Below are 20,711 nucleotides of genomic sequence, written 5' to 3'. Positions count from 1 at the left end.
GCCCTCATTCGTCGAAGTCCTCGCGCATCACCTTGGCCACCATGCCCGCGGCGAAGCCGCGCGCCAACATGAAGCGAATCTGCCGGGCCCGCTCGCCCGCGGTTTGCGGCGGCGTGCCGAAGCGCTGCCGCCAGACGCCGCGCGCCCGGTCGAGCTCGCCTTCCGCAAGGCTGGCCACGGCTTCGGCCACCGCCTCCGGCGTGACACCCTTGTGCAGCAGTTCCTGGCGCACGCGCGCCGCGCCGTGACGAGCCGCACGCTGGTGCAACACCGACTGCACCACCCTCGCTTCGCTGATGAAGTCCTTGGCGGTTAGCTCGTCGAGTGCGCGCGCCAGCGAGCCGGGCTCTTCCTCGTACTTCGCCAGCTTGCGCTCGAGTTCGCTGCGGGAATGCTCGCGCTGACTGAGCAGGCGCAGTGCACGGCCCTTGAGGGAAGGAGCACTGGTAGCCATCGCCGGTGGTCAAGCCCCGGTTGTGCCTTCGCCCGCGTCCTCGGGCAAGAGCGGAATACCTAGCGATTCGCGTACCTTGTTTTCGATTTCTCGCGAAAGCGTCGGGTTCTCGCGCAGGAACTCGCGCGCGTTGTCCCGGCCTTGCCCGATCTTCTCGCCGTTGTAGGCGTACCAGGCGCCCGATTTGTCAACGATCTTGGCGGTCACGCCCATGTCGATGATTTCGCCCTCGCGGCTGATGCCCTCGCCGAACAGGATGTCGAACTCGGCCGTCTTGAAGGGCGGCGAGACCTTGTTCTTCACCACCTTGACCTTGGTCTCGTTGCCGATCGCCTCGTCGCCCTTCTTGATGGTGCCGATGCGGCGAATGTCCAGGCGCACCGAGGCGTAGAACTTCAGCGCATTTCCGCCGGTGGTGGTCTCGGGTGAGCCGAACATCACGCCGATCTTCATGCGGATCTGGTTGATGAAGATGACCATGCAGTTGGTCTTCTTGATGGTGGCGGTGAGCTTGCGCAGCGCCTGGCTCATGAGACGCGCCTGCAGTCCGGGCAGCGAATCGCCCATTTCGCCCTCGATTTCAGCCTTGGGCGTGAGCGCGGCCACCGAGTCGACGACGATCAGGTCGACCGCTCCCGAGCGCACCAGCGAATCGACGATCTCCAGAGCCTGCTCGCCGGTGTCGGGCTGGCTGATCAGCAGGTCGGACAGGTTCACGCCCAGCTTCTGCGCGTACTGAACGTCCAGCGCGTGCTCGGCATCGACGAAGGCGCAGGTGCCGGCTTGTTTCTGCATCTGGGCGATGACCTGCAGCGTGAGCGTGGTCTTACCCGAGGATTCCGGCCCGTAGATCTCGATCACGCGGCCACGCGGGAGGCCGCCGACGCCCAGTGCGATGTCCAGGCCCAACGAGCCGGTGGAGACCACCTGGATGTCCTCCAGCGCCTCGCCTTCGCCCAGCCGCATGATGGTGCCCTTGCCGAACTGCTTTTCAATCTGGGCCAGGGCGGCCTGAAGGGCCTTGGCTTTTTCGCTGCCTGCGACCGAGATGCTGCTGCCTTTGACGAGTGCGTCCATGTGGAAATCTCCTGGAGGATCAATGGTTTGTAGAGGTATTTATTCAAGCTGCTTTTAATGACAGCCTGGATGCCTGAACAGTAGTGTAGAGGTCGATGAGTTCAAATAAGGCTATTTTTTGGTCAGTTTGGCTTACTATTGACAGCCGGTGACGTCCCCTGCATTCCCGATCGAACCCGACACCTGGCGCCAGACGCATCTGGGGCGCCTGCTGGGCCATGCCATGCGCCGCTTCGACGAACGGGTGCTCGCCCTCATGGCGCACGACGCCGACGTGCCGCTCGCCTTGTCCAACCTTGCAGCGCGCGCGCAGGTGAGCGCTGCCCACATCCACATCACGCGCCATCTGGCACGCGAGGGCTCGCGGCTGACCGAACTCGCCGTGCGCGCAGGCATGACCAAGCAGGCGATGGGCAAGCTGGTCGACCAGTGCGAGGCCTGGGGCCTGGTGACGCGGAGTCCAGACGCGCACGATGCCCGGGCGCGTCGCGTGCTGTTCACTGCCGACGGCCTTGCCTGGCTCGAGGCCTTCCGCAAGGCGGTGGCGCAGGCCGAACGCGAGTTCCGCGCCAGCGTCGGAGACGAAATTGCCACGGTGGTTTCCATTGGGCTCGAAGCCTATGCAGCCGCCTAAAATCCTGTGGGGGAGACGTCCGGCGGCGCGCGCAAGCCCGCCATGTCTGGAGACGGCATGCGAATATTGATAGCGGAAGACGACCAGGTGCTGGCCGACGCGCTGCTGCGCAGTCTGCGCACATCAGGGTCGGCGGTGGACCATGTGGCCACCGGCTCGCAAGCCGACGCCGCGCTGATGACCAACAGCGAATTCGACCTCCTGATCCTCGACCTGGGCCTGCCCAACCTGCACGGCCTCGAAATTCTCAAGCGCCTGCGGGCCCGTGGATCGCAACTCCCCGTGCTGGTGCTGACCGCGGCCGACAGCGTGGAGGAAAGAGTCAAGGGCCTCGACTACGGCGCCGACGACTACATGGCCAAGCCGTTCTCGCTGCAGGAGCTCGAGGCGCGCGTGCGTGCCCTCACCCGGCGCGGCATGGGCGCCACCAGCAATGCCATCAAGCACGGCCCTCTGGTCTATGACCAGGCCGGCCGGGTGGCGACCATCGACGGCAAGATGGTCGAATTGTCGGCGCGCGAACTGGGCTTGCTCGAGGTGCTGCTGCAGCGCGCGGGCCGGCTGGTGAGCAAGGACCAGCTGGTCGAGCGCCTGTGCGAATGGGGCGAGGAGGTCAGCCTCAACGCGATTGAGGTCTACATCCACCGCCTGCGCAAGAAGATCGAGAAGGGCCCGATCCACATTGCCACCGTGCGTGGCCTCGGCTATTGCCTCGAAAAGATCCCCTGATCCGTTTTCCTTTCCAAGGCGCTCGGTGAAGCTTTTCCAACGCGCGCAGCGCTCCCTCTTCGGCGAGATCCTCGATTGGATGCTCACGCCGCTCCTGCTGCTGGTACCGGTCAGCATCGGCGTGACCTGGCTGGTGGCGCAGGGCATCGCCAACGCGCCCTTCGACCGCACGCTCCAATACAACATCCACGCGCTGGCCAAGCTGGTCGATGCGTCGCAGCATGCCGAGCACTTCGTGCTGCCCCCTTCAGCGCGCGAGATCCTGCGTGCGCACGATGCGGATCACGTGTACTTCCAGCTGCAGGACGGGGATGGCCGGCTGCTCGCCGGAGAGCCCGATCTGCCGCAACCGAACACCGACGACCTGCCTGCGCCAGGCGTGGTCTACCTGCACGACGGAGACATCCACGGCCAGCCGGTGCGCGTGGCTTCGCTGTGGATCGCCGGCAGCACCAGCGACGCGCCACCGGCCCTGCTGCAGCTGGCCGAGACGCGCGAGAAGCAATCAGTGCTTGCCACCGAGATCATCAAGGGCGTGCTGCTGCCGCAGTTCGCGATCCTTCCGCTGGCGGTGCTGCTGATCTGGCTGGCCCTGGTGCGCGGCATCAAGCCGCTGTCGGTGATCGAGGCGCGTATCCGCGAACGCCGCCCCGGGGACCTGAGCCCGCTGGACGAGTCCTCGGTGCCGCTCGAGGTGGTCCCGCTGGTGCTGTCGGTCAACGAGCTACTGAACAAGCTCAACGAATCCATTGGCACGCAGAAGCGCTTCCTGGCCGATGCAGCGCACCAGCTCAAGACCCCACTCGCAGGGCTGCGCATGCAAGCCGACCTGGCGCAGCGCGAGGGGGCCAATGCCGACGAGCTCAAGCAGTCGCTCAAGCAGATCGGCCGGGCCAGCGTGCGCGCGACCCACACGGTGAACCAGCTGCTGTCGCTGGCGCGCGCAGAGGGCAGCGGCGCGGCCGTGGCGCGCCAGCCTTGCGATTTGGCGAAGCTCACCATCGAGGTGATCCGCGAGGCCGTGCCGCGCGCCATCGAGAAGCGCATCGACCTGGGCTACGACGGAGCGGAGGCAGGCGCGCCGGGCGTGGTGCTGGAAGGCAACCCCACGCTGCTCAAGGAACTGGTGCGTAACCTCGTGGACAACGCGATCAACTACACACCCTCGGTGCCCGGGCGCCCGGGCGTCATCACCGCGCGTGTGCTGGGCGACCCCTTTGGCCGCATCATCGTGCTGCAGGTGGAGGACAACGGGCCCGGCATCGCCGAGAGCGAACGCGAGCTGGTGTTCCAACCCTTCTACCGCGTGCTCGGCAACGAAGCCGACGGCTCCGGCCTGGGCCTGCCGATCGTGCTGGAGATTGCGCGGCAGCACTATGCGACGGTGGTCCTGGAAGACGCACACCCCGGCCGGCAACCGCCCGGCGCACGCTTCAGCCTGCGCTTCGACGCCAACGAGCGCAGCCAGGCCTGACAGACACCTGACTCGCACGTCGAATCGCCCTCAATGACCATGCGCTGATGACCCGGCAGGCTTCCCCCGTGCGATGATGTGCCCTCACGCGGCTACCGCGCGGTGGTCTCGTTCGAGGGACTCCGCATGCCCACTCTCGCACCCGGCCCATCCTCCCCAGCGATTCGCGCGCTGCTGCTGTGCGACCTCGTGGCCAGCACCCACCTGATCGAGCGCCTGGGCGACGCCGCTGCGGCCGAGTTGATGGCGCGCCACGACCGCATCGCGCGTGATCTTCTCGTTGCCCATGGCGGGCGCGAGATCGACAAGAGCGACGGTTTCCTCCTGCTGTTCGAGCGGCCCGTCGAGGCGGTGCGCTTCGCGCTCGCCTACCAGATGCAGCTGCTCGAACTCGGTGCCGAATGGAAGACTTCCCTCGCCTCGCGCGTGGGCATTCATCTCGGCGAGGTGGTGCTGCGCGAGAACGCGGCCGCCGACATCGCGAGAGGCGCCAAGCCCCTGGAAGTCGAGGGCCTGGCCAAGGCGATCGCCGCGCGCGTAATGTCGCTTGCCGACCAGGGGCGCATCCTCATGACGCGCACAGCCTACGACTTCGCGCGCCGGGGTGCGGTCGGCCATGCCGACGAGGCCGCGCTGCGATGGGCCGTGCATGGGCCCTACCGGATGGCCGGCGTCGACGACCCGGTGGAGGTCTGCGAAGTGGCGGCCCCTGGCGCTGACGCGCTGACGCCGCCTGAAACCGCGGAGAAGGCGCAGCGGGTCGGCCAGGCCACCAAATCGTCGCCGTCCGCCGGGCCGCTGCTCGCCGTGCTCGCGTTCGACAACATGTCCAACGACCCCGAGATGCAGTTCTTCTCCGACGGCGTCAGCGAGGAGATCATTCAGCGCGTATTGCGTGGCAGCCAGCTCAAGGTGATCGGCCGCACGTCGAGCTTCCAGTTCCGCGGCGATCGCAAGGCCGAGGCGGCGAACGCCTTGCATTGCACCCACGTGCTCGACGGCTCGATCCGCCGCGCAGCGGCGCGTGTACGGATCAGCGCGCACCTGATGGAGGCCGCATCACAGACCACGCTATGGTCGGAACGCTTCGACCGCGGGCTGGAAGACATCTTCGCCGTGCAGGACGAGATCTCCGAGAACATCGCCCGCGCACTCGATCAGGCGTTCGCCAGGTCGCCGGCACCGACCCTGGAGCCGGCCGTGTATGACCTCTATCTCCGATCGAGGCCCAAGGGCTTCGCGCCGGACGAACTTCGCACGCACGTCGGGGTGCTGGAACTGGTGACTGCGCGTGCACCGCAGTTCGCCGCGGCATGGGGGCGGCTGGCCTATCTGCGCGCCTTCCTGCGCTTCTACCAACCATTTGCCGAACGCGCGGCCATCGCGGCACAGGTGAACCGCGAAGCCGAGCGCGCGCTGTCGCTCGATCCCCAGAACCTCGACGCCCTGGCCGCGCAGTACTTCGTGATTGCGCCGTTCGGGCACTTCGTCGAGGCCGATGCCGCACTCGTTCGTCTGCGCCGCGCGCCTGGCAGTGGCGACGGGCAGCGCTACACCGGCTGGGCCCTGCGCCACTTCGGCTGGATGCGTGAGGCGCTGGCGGCTACCGAACATGCCTATCGGCTCGATATCCTGGATCCGATGTCCGCCAACCTCCTCGCCCTCGCTCGCATGGCGGCCGGCGATATTGCCGAAGCGATTCCGATGTTCGAGGAACTGGTAGAGCGCATGCCCACGATGAGCTTCCCGGTGGCCAGCTTGATGCGAGCCCATGCGTTCCAGCACGATTGGGCCGCGGTGGACCGGCTGCTTGCGCTGGCCGAGCAGCGCCAGCTGCGCGAGTTCCAGGACGGGCTGCCGTTCATCCGTGCCAAGCGCGACCCCTCGCCCGCGCACATCGGTGCGTGGCGCGAAGAGCTCGGGGCGCATGTTCGCCGGACGGGCCGGGTCGACGTGTCACGCCTCGTGTACGCGGCCCACCTGGGCCTGGTGAACGAGGCTTACGACGCCGCCGACGCCGCACGCCTCGGGCCGGCCGGCCGTGTCGACGACATCATGGGGCCGGACGGCTACCGCACGGCGCTGCTGTTCCAGGCCAGCATGCCCGAACTGCGGAATGACCGGCGTTTCGCGCCCTTGTGCGCGCGGCTCGGACTCGTCGAGTTCTGGCTCACGAGCGGCAAGTGGCCCGACTGCGCGAGCGAAGTGCCCTACGACTTCCAGCGCGCGTGCGAACAGGCACGGGCCGTGCCAAAAGAAGACTTTGGCTTCTGAGCGCCCGCGTCCGTCGCTTCACACGGTCACGAACGACTCGCCCTTGTGCGCGGCGGCGACCCCGTCGAACGTGGCGTTCACCGACTTCCAGCTCTTCAGCGCCTTGATGCGCGCCAGCCAGCCCTGCACGTACGGATAGTCAGTGAATTCGCAACCGATCACCTCGCCCAAGGTGAGCAGTCCGGCGCCGAAATGGTCCGCGATGCTGATCGCATCGCCGCACACGTAGTTGTGCCCGGGGCCGAGGATGTGGTCGTTGAGGACTTGCAACCACACCTTCGAGCGCTCCTGGCCCCACTGCACCGTGCCGGCCTGCGCCTCGTCGCTGCGCCGCTTGTGGTGCGGCAGCAGCTGCGCGAACACCAGGCCGAAGCAGTAGTCGCGGCTCAGTTGGGTGTTGAACCAGTCCATGCGTTCGTTGACGCGGGCCCGCTGCTGCAGGCCCTTCGGGTACAGCGGCGAGTCGATCTTGTCGGCCAGGTATTTCAGGATCGCCGAGCTCTCGGTGAGGCAGAAATCACCGTCCTCCAGCATCGGCACCAGCGCATTCGGGTTGAGCGCACGATACGCGGGCTGCAGGTGCTCGCCCTTGAAAATATCGACCAGCTTCAGGTCGAGATCGATACCGGTCTCCGCAGCAAAGAGCAGCACGGGCCGGCTCGCGGTGGAAACGGGGTGGTAGTAGAGCTTCATCTCAGGTCTCCTGGTTCATCAGACAAGCTCCGTGCTGCGCACTGCGGTGCGAGCCCCTTCGGAGCGGCCGCGCTTGGCTCATTGCGCGCCCTGTACGCGCTCGTTGGGATCTATCACGCCGAGGTTCTCGATGACCTTCATCTGCCCCGACCGCACCTGGCCGATGTACATCGTAAGCCGCAGGTGATGCTGGCCGGGCACCATTTCGGCGCCCCCGCCCGGTCCTTCTGCGATGCGCGCGTGGTCGAGCGCGCGGATCACTGCCGCCTGGTCCAGCGTGCCGGCCTCTTGCACGGCCGCCTCCCAGAGCTTCAGCCCGCGATACAGGCCCGTGCTGGCGCTGCCCGCTGTGAACTTTGCGCTGCCCGGAAACCGCTCGTCGTAGCGGCGCAGCAGCGCCATGCTGAACGGGTCGCTCACGGCCTGGTAGTAGTCCAGGCAGCTGTAGAGCCCCTCGACATGCTCGGGCGGCAGCAAGCTCGCAAAGTTCTCCTCGAAGTACGGGCACACGATCCGGCCAGCGCGCTTCGTGAAGCCGACCTCGTACAGCTGCTGCAGGAACGGCGCCACGCCGGGCGGCACCGTCGTGTTGAAGACCACCTGCGCGCCGCTGGACATGATCTTGTCGACCGTGCTGCGGTAGTCCTCCTGATCGACAGGGAAGTACTCTTCGCCGACGATCGAGCCGCCGTGCGCGGCGACCGCGGCACGCACTCGCTTGTTCATCACGTGCGGCCAGATGTAGTCCGCAGAGGGGAGATAGAAGCTGCGGGCATCGGTGTGCTTCATCAACCAGGGGATCAGCGAATCAACCTGTTGCGCCGGCACCGGGCCGGTGCAGAAGATGAGCGGGTCACTCTCCTCGCCCTCGTACTGCTCCGGGTAGATGTAGAGCTTCTTCCCCTGCACGACGGCCGGGCCCTTGATCGCTTGGCGGGTGGAGCTGTAGATGCCGCCGAAGATCACATCGACCCGATCGCGCTGGACCAGCTTGGCGGCCTTGACGGCGGCCACCTGGTCATCGGTGGCGCTGTCTTCCGTGATCAGCTCGATCGGTCGCCCGAGCAGACCGCCGCCGGCGTTGATTTCGTCGACCACCAGCCGGGCGAGGTTGGCGTTGGCAATGCCGAGGAAGGACAGCGGGCCGGTCTGGTCGGTGACGAGGCCGACCTTGATGGATGCTTGGCTCACGATGGATCTCCTTGCGGATGGTGGAGGGTATGGCCCTGTCATGGGGGTGCAGGCACTGTGCGCGCCGGGGGTCGGCGGCGTCTTTAAGCGATGTGAAACGTTGCTAAAGCCCCGCGCATGGCCCGACAATCGGGCCCGACAAGCAAGAGAGGCGCTCAGGTCTTGGACTTCAAGGCGAAGGGGTTCGAAGTGCGGCCGGCCGAGCGCCGCCTGCTGGCCTTTGGCCAGCCGGTTCCGCTCGGTGGGCGCGCGTTCGACCTGCTTCTGGCGCTGATCGAGCTGCGCGACCGCGTGGTCGCCAAGGACGAGCTGCTGGCTCGGGTCTGGCCTGACACGGTCGTCGAGGAGAACAACCTCACCGTGCAGATTTCGTCGCTGCGCAAGATTCTCGGGCCCGACGCCATCGCCACCGTGGCGGGGCGCGGCTACCGGTTCACGTTGCCCCTGCTCGACGACGACGCTCCCGCCTCGCCGGCCGAGCCGACGTCTGCGGGCGAGCGCCCCGTGATCGCCGTGCTCGCCTTCGACAACCTGTCGAACGAGCCGGAGATGCAGTTCTTCTCCGATGGTGTCAGCGAAGAGATCATTCAGCGCCTCGCGCGCGGCACCCAGCTGCGGGTGATCAGCCGCACCACGAGCTTCCAGTTCCGTGGCGAACGAAAGGCCGAGGCGGCGCAACGCCTTCATTGCGCCTACGTACTCGACGGCTCGATCCGCCGCGCGGCCGGCCAGGTACGCATCAGCGCCCATCTCATGGAGGCCGCGTCCGGTACGACGCTGTGGTCCGACCACTATGACCGTGCGCTGGAAGGCATATTCGATGTCCAGGACGACATCGCCGAAAGCATCGCGCGCGCACTCGACCAGGGCTTTTTCGGTGTTGCGACGCGCTCAGTCGATCCTGCGCTCTACGACCTTTACCTGCGATCTAGCCCCAAAGCCTATGCCCCTGACGAGCTGCGCACCAGCGTCGGCGTGCTCGAGGTGGTGACGCAGCGCGCACCTCACTTCGTGGAGGCGTGGGGGAGGCTCGCCTACGTGCGCAGCTTCCTGCACATGTACCTGCCATTTGCCGAGCGGGCAGCCAGCGCCGGGCACGCGGTTCGCGAGGCCTCGCATGCGCTGGCGCTCGATCCGCAGAACAACGACGCGCTCCTCGCGCGATGTTTCGTGATGCCGCCCTTCGGCCGGTTCATCCAGGCGGAGGGCTTCCTCGAACGGCTGCGCCAGGCGCCCGGCTCGGGCGACGGCCGGCGTTACATCAGCTGGCTGCTGCGCCTGACCGGCCGCCTGCGTGCCAGCCTCGACGAGGCCGAACGCATCTACCGCCTGGACATGCTCGATCCGATGTCGGCCAACCTGGTGGCGCTGGCCCGCATGGCCACGGGACAGGTCGCCGAGGCGGTGCCCGTGTACGAAGCCCTTGTGGCGCGCATCCCCGAGATGAGCTTTCCGATCTCGAGTTTGCTGCGGGCCCATGCCTTCCTGCAGGATTGGGCGGCGGTCGATCGCCTGCTCGCGCTCGCGGCCACGCGCCCGCTGCGCGAGTTCCAGGACACCATCCCTTTTGTCCGCGCCAAGCGCGACCCGACACCTGAGCACATCGGCGCCTGGCGCAGCGAATTCGAGGCGCACGTGATGATCACCGGGGGTGTGGACGTGGCGCGTCTGGTCTACGCCGCGCACCTGGGCCTGGTCGACGAGGCGTTCCGTGCTGCCGAGGGCGCGCGCCTGGGTCCTGTGGGGACCAGCGCCGACATCATGGGCCCTGACGGCTACCGTACCGCGCTGCTGTTCCAGGCCAGCATGCCCGAGCTGCGCAACGACCGACGCTTCCCGGGGTTGTGCGCGCGACTGGGATTGGTGGAATTCTGGCTCGCCAGCGGCCAGTGGCCCGATTGCGCAGACGAGGTGCCCTACGATTTTCGGCAGGCGTGTGAGCGGGCGAAGGGAGCGCCTCGGGAGAGCTTCGGGTTTTGACGGCGAGACAATCGCGCGAGGTTCCACCGACCCGGGAGCCTGCGAGTGAACGAGTTCAGGAGCCTGCTAGGGCGCCCTCGAACTCGCGGGGGCGGGGCTCTCTTCCTTGCGAATCTGCAGCAGCTGCGGCCGGATTTGCTGGGCCAGCCGCTCCGGCTCGCTTTGGCTGAGGCGCGCGGGCACGATGCCGAACATGGCGAGACCGCCGCGCGCCCAGGCGAAATAAAGCAGGTTCGCCACGAGCAGGAGGACCACGAGCGCGCGCAGACGCATCGTTATTCGTTCAAAGGTGAGGGCCGCACGCTGACCTCGGCACTGGTGATCGTCTTCATGCCCGCTGGGGACTGCACCAGCAACTCGCCGCCCCAGCCGACGCCGGCACAACGACCGACGGTGCCGTCGCTGAGCTGCACCTCGCGTCCGCGCAGGGCGTCCCGCGCGGCGAAGCGCTCGGCGAAGGGCACGAAGCCCCGCTCGCCGAACAGCAGCACGTGAGCCACCAGCGGCGGTACGATCTCGCGCAGCAGCTGGGAGGCCGTTGCCTCGGGGCGCCATTGCGTGAGCCAGGCCGGCGCAACGCTCATGGCCGTGGCGTCTCTTGCTCCGATGTTGATGCCGATCCCGATCACCAGGTAGCGCTCGGCCGTGCCGTCCTGGGGCAAAGCGGTTTCGATCAGGATGCCGCCGAGCTTGCGGTCCTCGACCCACAGGTCGTTGGGCCACTTGAGCGCGATGCGCGCTTGGTTCGATGGGTCCAGGCTTTCCGCCACGCTGACGCCGACCGCAAGCGAAAGCCCCGACCAGTCCCGCGGCATCAGCGGCAGGCCCAGCGAGAAGGTGAGCGAGGCAGGCTCGCGCGCATCCTGCGCGCTCTGCCAGGGCCGGCCCATGCGCCCGCGGCCGGCGGTCTGCCGCTGGGCGACCAGCAGCACCGGCTGCGCGCGGCCGTCGCGGGCGCGCCGCATCAGCTCGGTGCTGGTCGAGTCGATCTCGTCGACAACCTCGACCGCCAGCCCCTGCAGCAGCGGGGACACGGCGGCGGCGATCTCGTCTTCAAACCAGGGAGCGGCCATGGTCAGTGCTTGCTGTCCTTCTTTCCTGCCTTCTTCGCCTTCTTGGTCTTTTTCTTCTTCTTTTTGTTCTTGTCCTTCTTCTCGTTTTCCTGGGTCGCGAGCAAGGTGCCGCGGCATTGGTCGGAACCACACCAACACGGGAACTCGGACTTCAGCTTCTTCGTCATCGGCTCGTCGATGATCAGGCCGTAGTCGTAGCTGAGCTCCTCGCCGGCCGCGATGTTGCGCAGTGCCTTGATGAAGATCCGCCCCTTGTGTTCGTCGGCTTCGCAATTGGGCTCGCAAGAATGGTTGATCCAGCGCGCGGCATTGCCCTTGACGCCGCCATCGATCACGCGCTCGTCATCGATGTGAAAGTAGAACGTGTGATTGGGCTGGGACGGATCATGCGGATGGCGCCGCAGCGCCTCCTTCCATGAGATCAGCTCGCCCTTGTACTCGATCAGCGTCTCGCCTTCCGCAATGTCCTGCACGGCAAACACGCCGTTGCCGTGAACGCCGGAGCGTCGCGTCTGGATGCGGCGCCCGCCGGTTGTGGGGGATTTGGAAGCCATCGCCGAAGTCTGTTAGTTTAGATATGTACGCATGCGCGTGCGCGTGCGCACGCGAGAAGCCGCAGATTGTAGATGTGGGGCCCAGGCTGCCGCACTGCCGTCATCGCGGCCGGCGTCGGCCTGATACGAGGAACTGTTGATGAAGACTTTGGTGATTGCAGAGAAGCCGTCGGTAGCGCAGGACATCGTGCGCGCGCTCACGCCGGTGGCTGGCAAGTTCGACAAGCACGAGGACCATTTCGAGAACGAGCACTACGTGGTGACCAGCGCCGTCGGCCACCTGGTCGAGATCCAGGCGCCCGAGGAGTTCGACGTCAAGCGCGGCAAGTGGAGCTTCGCGAATCTGCCGGTGATCCCGCCGCGCTTCGACCTCAAGCCGGTGGACAAGACCAAGACCCGGCTCAACGCAGTGGTGAAGCAGGCCAAGCGCAAGGACGTGACGCAGCTCATCAATGCCTGCGACGCCGGCCGCGAGGGCGAGCTGATCTTCCGCCTGATCGAGCAGTACGCGGGCGGCAAGGCGCCGCTGGGCAAGCCGGTCAGGCGCCTCTGGCTGCAGTCGATGACGCCGCAGGCGATCCGCGAAGGCTTCGAGCAACTGCGCACCGAGCAGCAGATGCAGGGCCTGGCCGACGCTGCGCGCTCGCGCTCGGAGGCCGACTGGCTGGTCGGCATCAACGGCACACGGGCCATGACCGCGTTCAACTCGCGCGATGGTGGCTTCTTTCTCACCACCGTGGGACGGGTACAGACACCCACGTTGTCGGTGGTGGTCGAGCGCGAGGAAAAGATCCGCAAGTTCGTGAGCCGCGACTACTGGGAAGTGCACGGAAGCTTCGTGGCCGAGGCCGGCACCTACCCCGGCAAGTGGTTCGACCCGGCCTGGAAGAAGCCTCCGCCCGGACCCGACGGGTTGGCCGATCCCGAGCAGCGGGCCGATCGCGTCTGGAGCGAACGCGAAGCCAGGGAGATCGCCGACGCGGCACGCGGCAGGCCGGCCAGCGTCACCGAGGAAAGCAAGCCCACCACCACCGCCTCGCCCCTGCTGTTCGACCTGACATCGCTGCAGCGCGAGGCCAACAGCCGCTTCGGCTACAGCGCCAAGACCACGCTGGCCCTGGCGCAAAGCCTCTACGAGCGCCACAAGGCACTGACTTACCCGCGGACCGACTCGCGCGCGCTGCCCGAGGACTACCTGCCGGTGGTGAAGCAGACGATGGGCATGCTCGCCAACAGCGGCATGAAGCACCTCGCGCCCTTTGCGAAGCAGGCGCTGGACGACAACTATGTGAAGCCTTCGAAGCGCATCTTCGACAACGCCAAGGTCAGCGACCACTTTGCGATCATTCCCACGCTGCAGGCGCCCAGCGGCCTGTCGGACGCCGAGCAGAAGCTCTACGACTTCGTGGTGCGGCGCTTTCTCTCGGTGTTCTTCCCGAGTGCCGAATACCAGGTCACCACGCGCATCAGCACGGTGGAGCAGGGCGGCAAGAAATACCCGTTCCGTACCGACGGCAAGGTGCTGGTCAAGCCGGGCTGGCTCGCGATCTACGGCAAGGAAGCCCAGGACGACGAGAAGGAAGACGACGAGGACGGCAAGCGTCTCGTGCCGGTCAAGCCCGGCGAGATCGTGCGGGTCGACTCGGCGGAGCTCAAGGCGCTCAAGACCCGCCCACCGGCGCGCTACTCGGAAGCCACGCTGCTCGGCGCGATGGAAGGCGCCGGCAAGACCATCGACGATGACGAACTGCGCGAAGCCATGCAGGAAAAAGGCCTGGGCACGCCGGCCACGCGTGCAGCGATCATCGAAGGGCTGTTGGCCGAGAAGTACATCCTGCGAGAGGGCCGCGAGCTGATCCCGACCGCAAAGGCCTTTCAGCTCATGACGCTCCTGCGCGGGCTGGGGGTGGAGGAGTTGTCCAAGGCCGAGCTCACCGGCGAGTGGGAATACAAGCTCGCGCAGATGGAGCACGGCAAGCTCAGCCGCGCCGAGTTCATGCGCGAGATCGCACGGATGACGGAGCACATCGTCAAGAAAGCCAAGGAATACGACCGCGACACCGTGCCGGGAGACTACGCAACCCTGTCCACGCCGTGCCCGAACTGCGGCGGCGTGGTGAAGGAGAACTACCGCCGCTATGCCTGCACCGGCAAGCCGGGGCAGGACGGGTGCGGCTTCTCCTTCGGGAAGTCCCCTGCCGGCCGCACCTTCGAGGTCGCGGAGGCCGAGCAATTGCTGCGCGACAAGCACATCGGCCCGCTGGAGGGCTTCCGTTCCAAGGCCGGCTGGCCCTTCACCTCCGAGATCATCCTCAAGTACGACGAGGAGGCGAAGAACTGGAAGCTGGAGTTCGACTTCGGCGACGACAAGAACGCCGAGACCGGCGAGATCGTCGATTTCAGCGACCAGCACCCGCTCGGCCCTTGTCCCAAGTGCGGTGCGCGCGTGTTCGAAAACGCCAGCAACTACGTCTGCGAGAAGTCGGTGCCCACGGAGGCTCAGCCGACGCCGAGCTGCGACTTCAAGACCGGCAAGATCATCCTGCAGCAGCCGATCGAGCGCGCGCAGATCGAGAAGCTGCTGGCCACCGGCAAGACCGATCTCCTCGACAAGTTCGTCTCGATGCGTACGCGCCGGGCCTTCAAGGCCTTCCTCGCCTGGAATGCCGAGGAGGGCAAGGTGACTTTCGAGTTCGAGCCACGCGACAGCAAATTTCCGGCACGCAAGAGCTTTGGCAAGGCGCCGCCGGCGACCGCGAAGAAGGCTTCACCAAGCAAGGCGAAGACACCCGCGGCGAAGAAGGCCGCCGTACCCAAGGCACCGCGCAAGCCGGCGGCAGGTCTCAAGCCGAGCGGCGCCCTGGCGGCGGTGATTGGCGCGGAACCCGTGGCGCGCACCGAAGTCATCAAGAAGCTGTGGGATTACATCAAGGCCCATGGCCTGCAGGACGCGGCCAACAAGCGGGCCATCAACGCCGACGCCAAGCTCAGGCCAGTGTTCGGCAAAGACCAGGTGACGATGTTCGAGATTGCAGGGATCGTGGGCAAGCACCTGAGCTGACGAACCGACGAAAGGAAGATCCAGTGAGAAAGCTCGTTTGTGCCTTGTGCTTCATCGTGGCGCTGGGGTCTGTCGCCGGGTGTGCCTCGCCGTCCGGGGCCACCGATGGCGAGCGCCCGACCATCGGCACCAGCAGCGGGGTGACGGTGTTCGGCACCATCGACGCGGCCGTCAGCGGCACGCGCAACCGCTCGTCGCGCGACTAGCGCATCAGCAGCGCCTGTCGCAGCAGCCGCGCCGCGCGGTTGCGGATGCGGCCGGGGGCGGTGCGCAGCGGTCCCCTCGGGCTCACCTTCGCGGTCGCGCAGGCCCAGAGGAAGTCTTCGAGGATGGCCGTGTCGTCCACAGTTTCGGTGCTGCCGTACTTGTGGAATTCCGGATGCCACTGGGTCGCCGCGATGTAGCTGCGGCCGCGTCCGTCCTTGCGGCGTATGGCTTCGGGCACACGGTCGGGAATGCTCCAGGCCTCAACCTCGAAGCCCGGGGCGAGATCCTTCACGCCCTGGTGGTGGATGCTGTTGACGCGCGCGCGCTCCATGCCCGGGTAGAGCTTCGCCAGGCGCGAGCCGGGGGCGATGCCGATCTCGTGGAAGTTCTGGTCGTAGGTCACCGGGTCGCGGTGGCGCAGTGCGTTGGGATGCTGTGCCTCGATGTCCTGGTAGAGCGTTCCACCGAAGGCCACGTTGATCAGCTGCAGGCCGCGGCACACGCCGAAGATGGGCTTGCCCGCCTCCTCGAAGGCCTCGACCAGCGCCAGGTCGTAGAGGTCGCGCACGCGGTCGCCAACCCAGGCGTCCTTCAGCGGCACCTCGCCGTAGCTGCCGGGCCAAACGTCGGCACCGCCGTGCATCACGACGCCGTCGAGCCATTCGGCGTAGTGAGAGAGTTTGGTGTCGCCGCGCGCAGTTTCGCCTGTGGGGCAGGGCACCATGACCACCATGGCGCCGGCCGACATCAGCCAGTGGGTGATCGACTGCTCGACGTACTGCAGCGTCTTGTTGGTGAACAGCGAGCGCGCCGGGTCGGCGTGGGAAAAGCAGGCGGACAGGCCGATCTTCAATCGGCCGGAAACGGTTTGTGGCATCGCGATCAAGCGCCGCGCGGGCCGCCGCGGCTTCGGTAACAGTAAGAGTATTGTGAAACGTTCCAAAGACCTTCGCCGTGGACAGCACACCCGCTCCTGCGTCGGACACCGCCGCGGGGATAGGATCGTCCTCTTTTTGCGTGCGACTCGACAGACAGGAGTGACCGAATGAAGACCATCCAGGGACCTGCCATCTTCCTGGCCCAGTTCGCGGGCGACAGCGCCCCCTTCGATTCACTCGACGCCATCGCGGGCTGGGCCGCCGGCCTGGGGTACAGGGGTGTGCAGATCCCGAGCTGGGACGCCCGCCTCTTCAACCTGCGCATGGCCGCGGAGAGCAAGACCTACTGCGAGGAGGTCCAGGGTACGCTGGCACGGCACGGCATTCAGATTACCGAACTCTCGACTCACCTGCAGGGCCAGCTGGTCGCGGTGCACCCGGCCTATGACGCAGGTTTCGATGGCTTTGCGGCCCCCGAGGTGCGCAATGATCCGGCGAAGCGCCAGGCCTGGGCCGTGGAGCAGCTGCACCTTGCGGCCAAGGCTTCGGCGAATCTCGGGCTCACCGCGCATGCCACCTTCTCGGGCGCGCTGGCGTGGCCCTATGTCTATTCCTGGCCGCCACGCCCGCCCGGGCTGATCGAGGAGGCATTCGATGAACTCGCGCGGCGCTGGCTGCCGATCCTCAACGCCTTCGACAATGTCGGCGTCGATGTCTGCTACGAGATCCATCCTGGCGAGGACCTCCACGATGGCGTGAGCTACGAGATGTTCCTGGCGCGTGTCGGCCAGCATCCGCGCGCCTGCCTGCTCTATGACCCGAGCCACTTCGTGCTGCAACAGCTCGACTATCTTGCGTACATCGACCATTACCACGAGCGCATCAAGATCTTCCATGTGAAGGATGCGGAATTCAATCCGAACGGCAAGCAAGGCGTCTACGGCGGCTTCCAGCCGTGGATCGACCGCGCCGGACGCTTCCGCTCCCTGGGCGACGGCCAAGTCGATTTCGGGGCCATCTTCTCGAAAATGGCGGCCTACGACTTCCCCGGATGGGCCGTGCTCGAATGGGAGTGCTGCCTCAAGCACCCGGAGGACGGCGCGCGCGAGGGCGCGCATTTCATCGCCGACCACATCATCCGCGTGGCCGACCGGGCGTTCGACGACTTTGCGGCCAATGCGGTGGACAGCGCGGCTAACCGCCGGATGCTGGGCATCCGCAGCTAGGGCCGCCCTAGATTCCGGCAGGCTTGCGCAGCGTCTTCATGCGGTCCACCGCATGAACGCGCACCTTGCGCGTCTGCGAACCCTGCTGCACCGTGAGTTCCACTTCGACGTCGGGCGCCGGGCGCTTCCAGAGCTGCTTGTAGAAGGCCTCGAGCGTGGCCACCTGGATGCCGTCCACCTCCAGCACCACGTCTCCCGGCTCGAGCCCGGCAGCAAGCGCCGGGCCCTGGCGGTCGACCCGCACGATCTCGACATGGCCGTCGCGCTCCGACGACGACACGCCCAGCCACGGCCGGATGCTTGCACGGCTGCGGCCGGTGGCCTGCATTTCGTCCAGCACCGGCCGCAGCAACTCGACGGGCACGAACATGTTTCCCGGAATCACCCGCTGCCCCTGGCCCTCGGCGGTCTCGAGGACGAGCAGGCTGCCGATGCCCAGCAGCTCGCCATTGCGGTTGAAAAGGGGCGCCCCGCTGTGGTTGGGCACCGGAGGACTGGTGAAGAGGGCCGACTCGATGTGGTACTCCCAGTAGCCCGTGAAGGGCCGCACGGCCACCAGCCCGGTAAAGCCCACTTCGGTGCCGCTGTCGCCACCGGTGGCAACCAGCAGGGGCTCGCCGGGGCTCAGGCCGTCGACTCCCGCGAGCGGCACCGGCGCGATGCCTCGCAACGGCACCAACGTCCGCAACAGCCCGAAGCCGGTCGCGAGGTCATAAGCGACCTGGCGTGCGGGCAGGGTGCGGTCGTCCTGCGTCGTGACCTCGATAGTCTCGGCCTCGAGCAACAGGTAGCCGATGGTGAGGATCAGCCCGTCCGGCCCGATCACTACACCCGAGCCGGAGCGCCGCGCGCCCAGGTTTTCGGCCGAGGTTGCACCCTCGGTTGCGGTGACGCGGAGCGCCACCACCGCGTCGCCTGCGCGTTGCAGGGCCTGGACTTGGGACGAGGAAGCATCCGGCAGCGGCGGCGTGGCGGCGAGGGCCAGGGGCACGGCCGCCAGCACGAGCAGCCAGAAGATCCCAGCGACGAGCAACTGGAGCCGCCGGGACGATACTGGATCTTTCATGGCCGCGCTCCTCGCAACGATGGTTGACGCGATGGTGCGCCCCGGGGCCGGGCCCTCGCAAGCCTGCTGCGCGATGTCGTTCCGGGCCCATGGGCTTTGGTGCTGGCAGCGACAGCGTCGAGCAACAGTCATGCCAGAGCGGTTAGAATGTGGGGTTCGCTTCGATAGTCGACGAAGCATTCGTCACTCCCCGGCCGACCTGGAATCCTCAGGCTCTTTCTCGGCTGGTCACGCAGTGTGTTGGTGCGCCAGGCCGGGTGCCCGTGAATGCCGCCACTGCCTTCGTACTTCATTGAAGCGAATAGAGCGCGCTGTCCGCTCCGGTGGGCGCCAGATCCGGCGGGCCTGCGCACTTCTCACTGTTTTCAGGCGCAAGGCGGTGTCGCCTTGCGCAGGCGCCCATTCGCAATCATCCACGCAAACCTCAGAGGTCCTCATGCCCAAGGAAGAACTGATCGAAATGAACGGTGCGGTCACCGAAGTGCTGCCCGACTCGCGTTATCGCGTGACCCTGGACAACGGTCACCAACTGATCGCCTACAGCGGCGGCAAGATGCGCAAGCATCACATCCGCATCCTGGCTGGCGACAAGGTCTCGCTTGAGCTCTCGCCCTACGACCTGACCAAGGGCCGGATCACCTTCCGGCACCTGGAGCGTCGCGGCCCGCCGCCGACCGGCGGCAACAACGGCCCGCGTCGCTGAGCATCGACGTGACCGGTCCCGCCGTCGACTTTTCGACGCTGCCGCTTTCGCCGCCCGTGCTGGCGAACCTGCGTCAGCTCGGCTACCTGCAGATGACGCCGATCCAGGCGGCCAGCCTGCCGGCAGCGCTCGGCGGCGCGGACCTTATCGCCCAGGCCAGGACCGGCAGCGGCAAAACCGCCGCCTTCGCGCTGCCCCTGCTGGCGCGGCTCGACTCGCGCCGCTTCGAGGTGCAAGCGCTGGTGCTGTGCCCGACGCGCGAGCTGGCCGACCAGGTGACCGCCGAGATCCGCCGCCTGGCACGCGCCGAGGAGAACATCAAGGTGGTCACGCTGTGCGGCGGCGTGGCGCTGCGCGGCCAGCTGTCCAGCCTCGCGCACGGCGCGCACGTCGTGGTCGGTACGCCCGGCCGCGTGCTCGACCACCTGGAGCGCGGCAGCCTCGGGCTCGAGGCACTCGGCACCCTGGTGCTCGACGAGGCCGACCGCATGCTCGACATGGGCTTCCTCGACGACATCGCGACCGTCGTGCGCCAATGCCCGAAGGAGCGCCAGACGCTGCTGTTCTCCGCCACCTATCCCGAAGGCATCGCCAGGCTCGCCGCCCAGTTCATGAAGAACCCGCAGCAGATCGCAGTGGCATCGACCCGGCATGAAGAAGGCAAGATCCGCCAGCGCTGGTACGAGGTGGAAGACAGCCAGCGGCTGCATGCCGTCGGCCTGCTGCTGAACAGTTTCAGGCCGCAGAGCACGCTGGCCTTCTGCAACACCAAGCAGCAATGCCGCGACCTCGCCCAGGTGCTCCAGGCCCAGGGCTTCAGCGCACTCGCGCTGTTCGGCGAGCTCGAGCAGCGCGAGCGCGACCAGGTGCTGGTGCAGTTCGCCAACCGCAGCTGCTCGGTGCTGGTCGCCACCGACGTCGCGGCGCGGGGGCTCGACATCGCGCAGCTCGAGGCCGTGATCAACGTCGACGTCACGCCCGACCCTGAGGTCCATGTCCACCGCATCGGCCGCACCGGCCGCGCCGGGGCCGAAGGCCTCGCGCTCAACTTGGCCAGCCTGGACGAGATGGGCCGCGTCGGCAAAATCGAGCAGCTTCAGGGCCGTGTTTCGGAGTGGCATCCGCTGGCCGAACTGGCCGCCGCCGCGAGCAAGGCCGACGGCCCCCTGCAGCCGCCCATGGCCACGCTGCAGATCACCGGTGGCCGCAAGGACAAGATCCGGGCCGGCGATGTGCTGGGCGCATTGACCGGCGAGGCCGGCTTCACCCGCGATCAGGTCGGCAAGATCAGCATCAACGAATTCTCGACCTACGTCGCGGTCGACCGGCGCATTGCGCGCGAGGCCGCGCACAAGCTTTCAACGGGTCGCGTCAAGGGCCGGTCCGTCAAGGTTCGGCTGCTCGATGTGGCCTAATGTCGCCCTTCCTTCTTTTTTG

At 66.8% G+C, this 20,711-nt stretch carries 19 protein-coding genes; 10 read left to right on the top strand and 9 right to left on the bottom strand.

All coding sequences use genetic code 11. The annotated features are described in order from the left end of the window. Nucleotides 1-4 precede the first annotated feature (4 nt). Nucleotides 5-454, bottom strand: coding sequence for a recombination regulator RecX (gene recX, locus E5CHR_RS29090; RefSeq protein WP_162583236.1), 450 nt, complete (start codon nucleotides 452-454; stop codon nucleotides 5-7). A gap of 9 nt (nucleotides 455-463) precedes the next feature. Then, nucleotides 464-1,531: a recombinase RecA gene (gene recA / locus E5CHR_RS29085; RefSeq protein ID WP_162583235.1), complete on the bottom strand. Its 1,068-nt coding sequence runs from the start codon at nucleotides 1,529-1,531 to the stop codon at nucleotides 464-466. Nucleotides 1,532-1,679: 148 nt separating this feature from the next. Between recA and E5CHR_RS29080 the strand changes: the two genes are divergently transcribed. The 4 genes from E5CHR_RS29080 to E5CHR_RS29065 all read left to right on the top strand — a co-directional run bounded on the left by E5CHR_RS29080 (nucleotide 1,680) and on the right by E5CHR_RS29065 (nucleotide 6,642). After that, nucleotides 1,680-2,165 (top strand): MarR family winged helix-turn-helix transcriptional regulator, encoded by a 486-nt coding sequence (locus tag E5CHR_RS29080; RefSeq protein ID WP_162583234.1) that lies wholly within the window; start codon nucleotides 1,680-1,682, stop codon nucleotides 2,163-2,165. Between the two features lie 57 nt (nucleotides 2,166-2,222). Further along, nucleotides 2,223-2,894, top strand: a complete 672-nt coding sequence (locus E5CHR_RS29075) for a response regulator (RefSeq protein WP_162583233.1) — start codon at nucleotides 2,223-2,225, stop codon at nucleotides 2,892-2,894. A gap of 25 nt (nucleotides 2,895-2,919) precedes the next feature. Beyond that, nucleotides 2,920-4,368 carry a sensor histidine kinase N-terminal domain-containing protein gene (locus E5CHR_RS29070; RefSeq protein WP_162583232.1) on the top strand — a complete coding sequence of 483 codons (1,449 nt, stop codon included), beginning with the start codon at nucleotides 2,920-2,922 and terminating at the stop codon, nucleotides 4,366-4,368. A 126-nt stretch (nucleotides 4,369-4,494) separates the two neighbouring features. After that, nucleotides 4,495-6,642, top strand: a complete 2,148-nt coding sequence (locus E5CHR_RS29065; protein WP_162583231.1) for an adenylate/guanylate cyclase domain-containing protein — start codon at nucleotides 4,495-4,497, stop codon at nucleotides 6,640-6,642. A gap of 18 nt (nucleotides 6,643-6,660) precedes the next feature. Here the strand turns inward: E5CHR_RS29065 and E5CHR_RS29060 are convergent, their stop codons facing one another. Both E5CHR_RS29060 and E5CHR_RS29055 read right to left on the bottom strand, forming a co-directional pair. After that, nucleotides 6,661-7,335, bottom strand: coding sequence for a glutathione S-transferase family protein (locus E5CHR_RS29060; RefSeq protein ID WP_162583230.1), 675 nt, complete (start codon nucleotides 7,333-7,335; stop codon nucleotides 6,661-6,663). A gap of 78 nt (nucleotides 7,336-7,413) precedes the next feature. Further along, the gene (locus tag E5CHR_RS29055) at nucleotides 7,414-8,526 is read right to left on the bottom strand and encodes a substrate-binding protein (RefSeq protein ID WP_162583229.1); all 1,113 of its coding nucleotides are present in this window, start codon (nucleotides 8,524-8,526) and stop codon (nucleotides 7,414-7,416) included. 162 nt (nucleotides 8,527-8,688) lie between these two features. On the opposite strand from E5CHR_RS29055, the gene E5CHR_RS29050 reads away from it, so the two are divergent. Continuing rightward, entirely contained in the window at nucleotides 8,689-10,506 is a 1,818-nt protein-coding gene (locus E5CHR_RS29050) for a winged helix-turn-helix domain-containing protein (RefSeq protein ID WP_162583228.1), read from the top strand. Nucleotides 10,507-10,572: 66 nt separating this feature from the next. Here the strand turns inward: E5CHR_RS29050 and E5CHR_RS29045 are convergent, their stop codons facing one another. Genes E5CHR_RS29045 through E5CHR_RS29035 form a run of 3 tightly spaced genes read right to left on the bottom strand, consistent with a single transcriptional unit; the run spans nucleotide 10,573 to nucleotide 12,133 of the window. Then, nucleotides 10,573-10,779 carry a sporulation protein gene (locus E5CHR_RS29045; protein ID WP_162583227.1) on the bottom strand — a complete coding sequence of 69 codons (207 nt, stop codon included), beginning with the start codon at nucleotides 10,777-10,779 and terminating at the stop codon, nucleotides 10,573-10,575. A gap of 2 nt (nucleotides 10,780-10,781) precedes the next feature. Continuing rightward, nucleotides 10,782-11,579, bottom strand: coding sequence for a biotin--[acetyl-CoA-carboxylase] ligase (locus tag E5CHR_RS29040; RefSeq protein WP_162583226.1), 798 nt, complete (start codon nucleotides 11,577-11,579; stop codon nucleotides 10,782-10,784). Between the two features lie 2 nt (nucleotides 11,580-11,581). After that, nucleotides 11,582-12,133, bottom strand: coding sequence for an SET domain-containing protein (locus E5CHR_RS29035; RefSeq protein ID WP_162583225.1), 552 nt, complete (start codon nucleotides 12,131-12,133; stop codon nucleotides 11,582-11,584). A 139-nt stretch (nucleotides 12,134-12,272) separates the two neighbouring features. Here E5CHR_RS29035 and E5CHR_RS29030 point away from each other — a divergent pair, with 139 nt between their 5' ends. Both E5CHR_RS29030 and E5CHR_RS29025 read left to right on the top strand, forming a co-directional pair. Beyond that, nucleotides 12,273-15,194, top strand: coding sequence for a DNA topoisomerase III (locus E5CHR_RS29030; protein WP_162583224.1), 2,922 nt, complete (start codon nucleotides 12,273-12,275; stop codon nucleotides 15,192-15,194). 23 nt (nucleotides 15,195-15,217) lie between these two features. Then, nucleotides 15,218-15,400 carry a hypothetical protein gene (locus E5CHR_RS29025; RefSeq protein WP_162577781.1) on the top strand — a complete coding sequence of 61 codons (183 nt, stop codon included), beginning with the start codon at nucleotides 15,218-15,220 and terminating at the stop codon, nucleotides 15,398-15,400. Here E5CHR_RS29025 and E5CHR_RS29020 read toward each other — a convergent pair. After that, on the bottom strand, nucleotides 15,397-16,278 hold the full coding sequence (locus E5CHR_RS29020; RefSeq protein WP_162583223.1) for a gamma-glutamyl-gamma-aminobutyrate hydrolase family protein: 882 nt from the start codon (nucleotides 16,276-16,278) through the stop codon (nucleotides 15,397-15,399). The genes E5CHR_RS29025 and E5CHR_RS29020 overlap by 4 nt on opposite strands. Before the next feature lie 168 nt (nucleotides 16,279-16,446). On the opposite strand from E5CHR_RS29020, the gene E5CHR_RS29015 reads away from it, so the two are divergent. Then, entirely contained in the window at nucleotides 16,447-17,505 is a 1,059-nt protein-coding gene (locus tag E5CHR_RS29015; protein WP_162583222.1) for a sugar phosphate isomerase/epimerase family protein, read from the top strand. Nucleotides 17,506-17,512: 7 nt separating this feature from the next. Here the strand turns inward: E5CHR_RS29015 and E5CHR_RS29010 are convergent, their stop codons facing one another. Beyond that, nucleotides 17,513-18,571 (bottom strand): S1C family serine protease, encoded by a 1,059-nt coding sequence (locus E5CHR_RS29010; protein WP_162583221.1) that lies wholly within the window; start codon nucleotides 18,569-18,571, stop codon nucleotides 17,513-17,515. Nucleotides 18,572-19,007: 436 nt separating this feature from the next. Here E5CHR_RS29010 and infA point away from each other — a divergent pair, with 436 nt between their 5' ends. Together infA and dbpA are read left to right on the top strand one after the other, a co-directional pair. Beyond that, complete coding sequence (gene infA / locus E5CHR_RS29005; protein ID WP_068679401.1) at nucleotides 19,008-19,274, top strand: translation initiation factor IF-1; 267 nt, start codon at nucleotides 19,008-19,010, stop codon at nucleotides 19,272-19,274. 8 nt (nucleotides 19,275-19,282) lie between these two features. Beyond that, nucleotides 19,283-20,689 carry an ATP-dependent RNA helicase DbpA gene (gene dbpA / locus E5CHR_RS29000; protein WP_232062229.1) on the top strand — a complete coding sequence of 469 codons (1,407 nt, stop codon included), beginning with the start codon at nucleotides 19,283-19,285 and terminating at the stop codon, nucleotides 20,687-20,689. Nucleotides 20,690-20,711: the final 22 nt, after the last annotated feature.

Origin of the sequence: Variovorax sp. PBS-H4 (genome assembly GCF_901827205.1) — a bacterium.
In the GTDB taxonomy this organism is placed as follows: Bacteria; Pseudomonadota; Gammaproteobacteria; order Burkholderiales; family Burkholderiaceae_C; genus Variovorax.
The sequence above is the reverse complement of the archived record's forward strand: the minus strand, read 5'-3'. Positions and strand labels throughout refer to the sequence as shown.

Excerpts from the sequence above, each read along its gene's own strand:
- E5CHR_RS29045 (WP_162583227.1), bottom strand. The coding sequence starts at position 10,779 with ATGCGTCTGCGCGCGCTCGTGGTCCTCCTGCTCGTGGCGAACCTGCTT.
- E5CHR_RS29015 (WP_162583222.1), top strand. The coding sequence starts at position 16,447 with ATGAAGACCATCCAGGGACCTGCCATCTTCCTGGCCCAGTTCGCGGGC.
- E5CHR_RS29075 (WP_162583233.1), top strand. The coding sequence starts at position 2,223 with ATGCGAATATTGATAGCGGAAGACGACCAGGTGCTGGCCGACGCGCTG.
- E5CHR_RS29065 (WP_162583231.1), top strand. The coding sequence starts at position 4,495 with ATGCCCACTCTCGCACCCGGCCCATCCTCCCCAGCGATTCGCGCGCTG.
- E5CHR_RS29040 (WP_162583226.1), bottom strand. The coding sequence starts at position 11,579 with ATGGCCGCTCCCTGGTTTGAAGACGAGATCGCCGCCGCCGTGTCCCCG.
- E5CHR_RS29030 (WP_162583224.1), top strand. The coding sequence starts at position 12,273 with ATGAAGACTTTGGTGATTGCAGAGAAGCCGTCGGTAGCGCAGGACATC.
- E5CHR_RS29060 (WP_162583230.1), bottom strand. The coding sequence starts at position 7,335 with ATGAAGCTCTACTACCACCCCGTTTCCACCGCGAGCCGGCCCGTGCTG.
- recA (WP_162583235.1), bottom strand. The coding sequence starts at position 1,531 with ATGGACGCACTCGTCAAAGGCAGCAGCATCTCGGTCGCAGGCAGCGAA.
- E5CHR_RS29035 (WP_162583225.1), bottom strand. The coding sequence starts at position 12,133 with ATGGCTTCCAAATCCCCCACAACCGGCGGGCGCCGCATCCAGACGCGA.
- infA (WP_068679401.1), top strand. The coding sequence starts at position 19,008 with ATGCCCAAGGAAGAACTGATCGAAATGAACGGTGCGGTCACCGAAGTG.
- E5CHR_RS29010 (WP_162583221.1), bottom strand. The coding sequence starts at position 18,571 with ATGAAAGATCCAGTATCGTCCCGGCGGCTCCAGTTGCTCGTCGCTGGG.
- recX (WP_162583236.1), bottom strand. The coding sequence starts at position 454 with ATGGCTACCAGTGCTCCTTCCCTCAAGGGCCGTGCACTGCGCCTGCTC.
- E5CHR_RS29020 (WP_162583223.1), bottom strand. The coding sequence starts at position 16,278 with ATGCCACAAACCGTTTCCGGCCGATTGAAGATCGGCCTGTCCGCCTGC.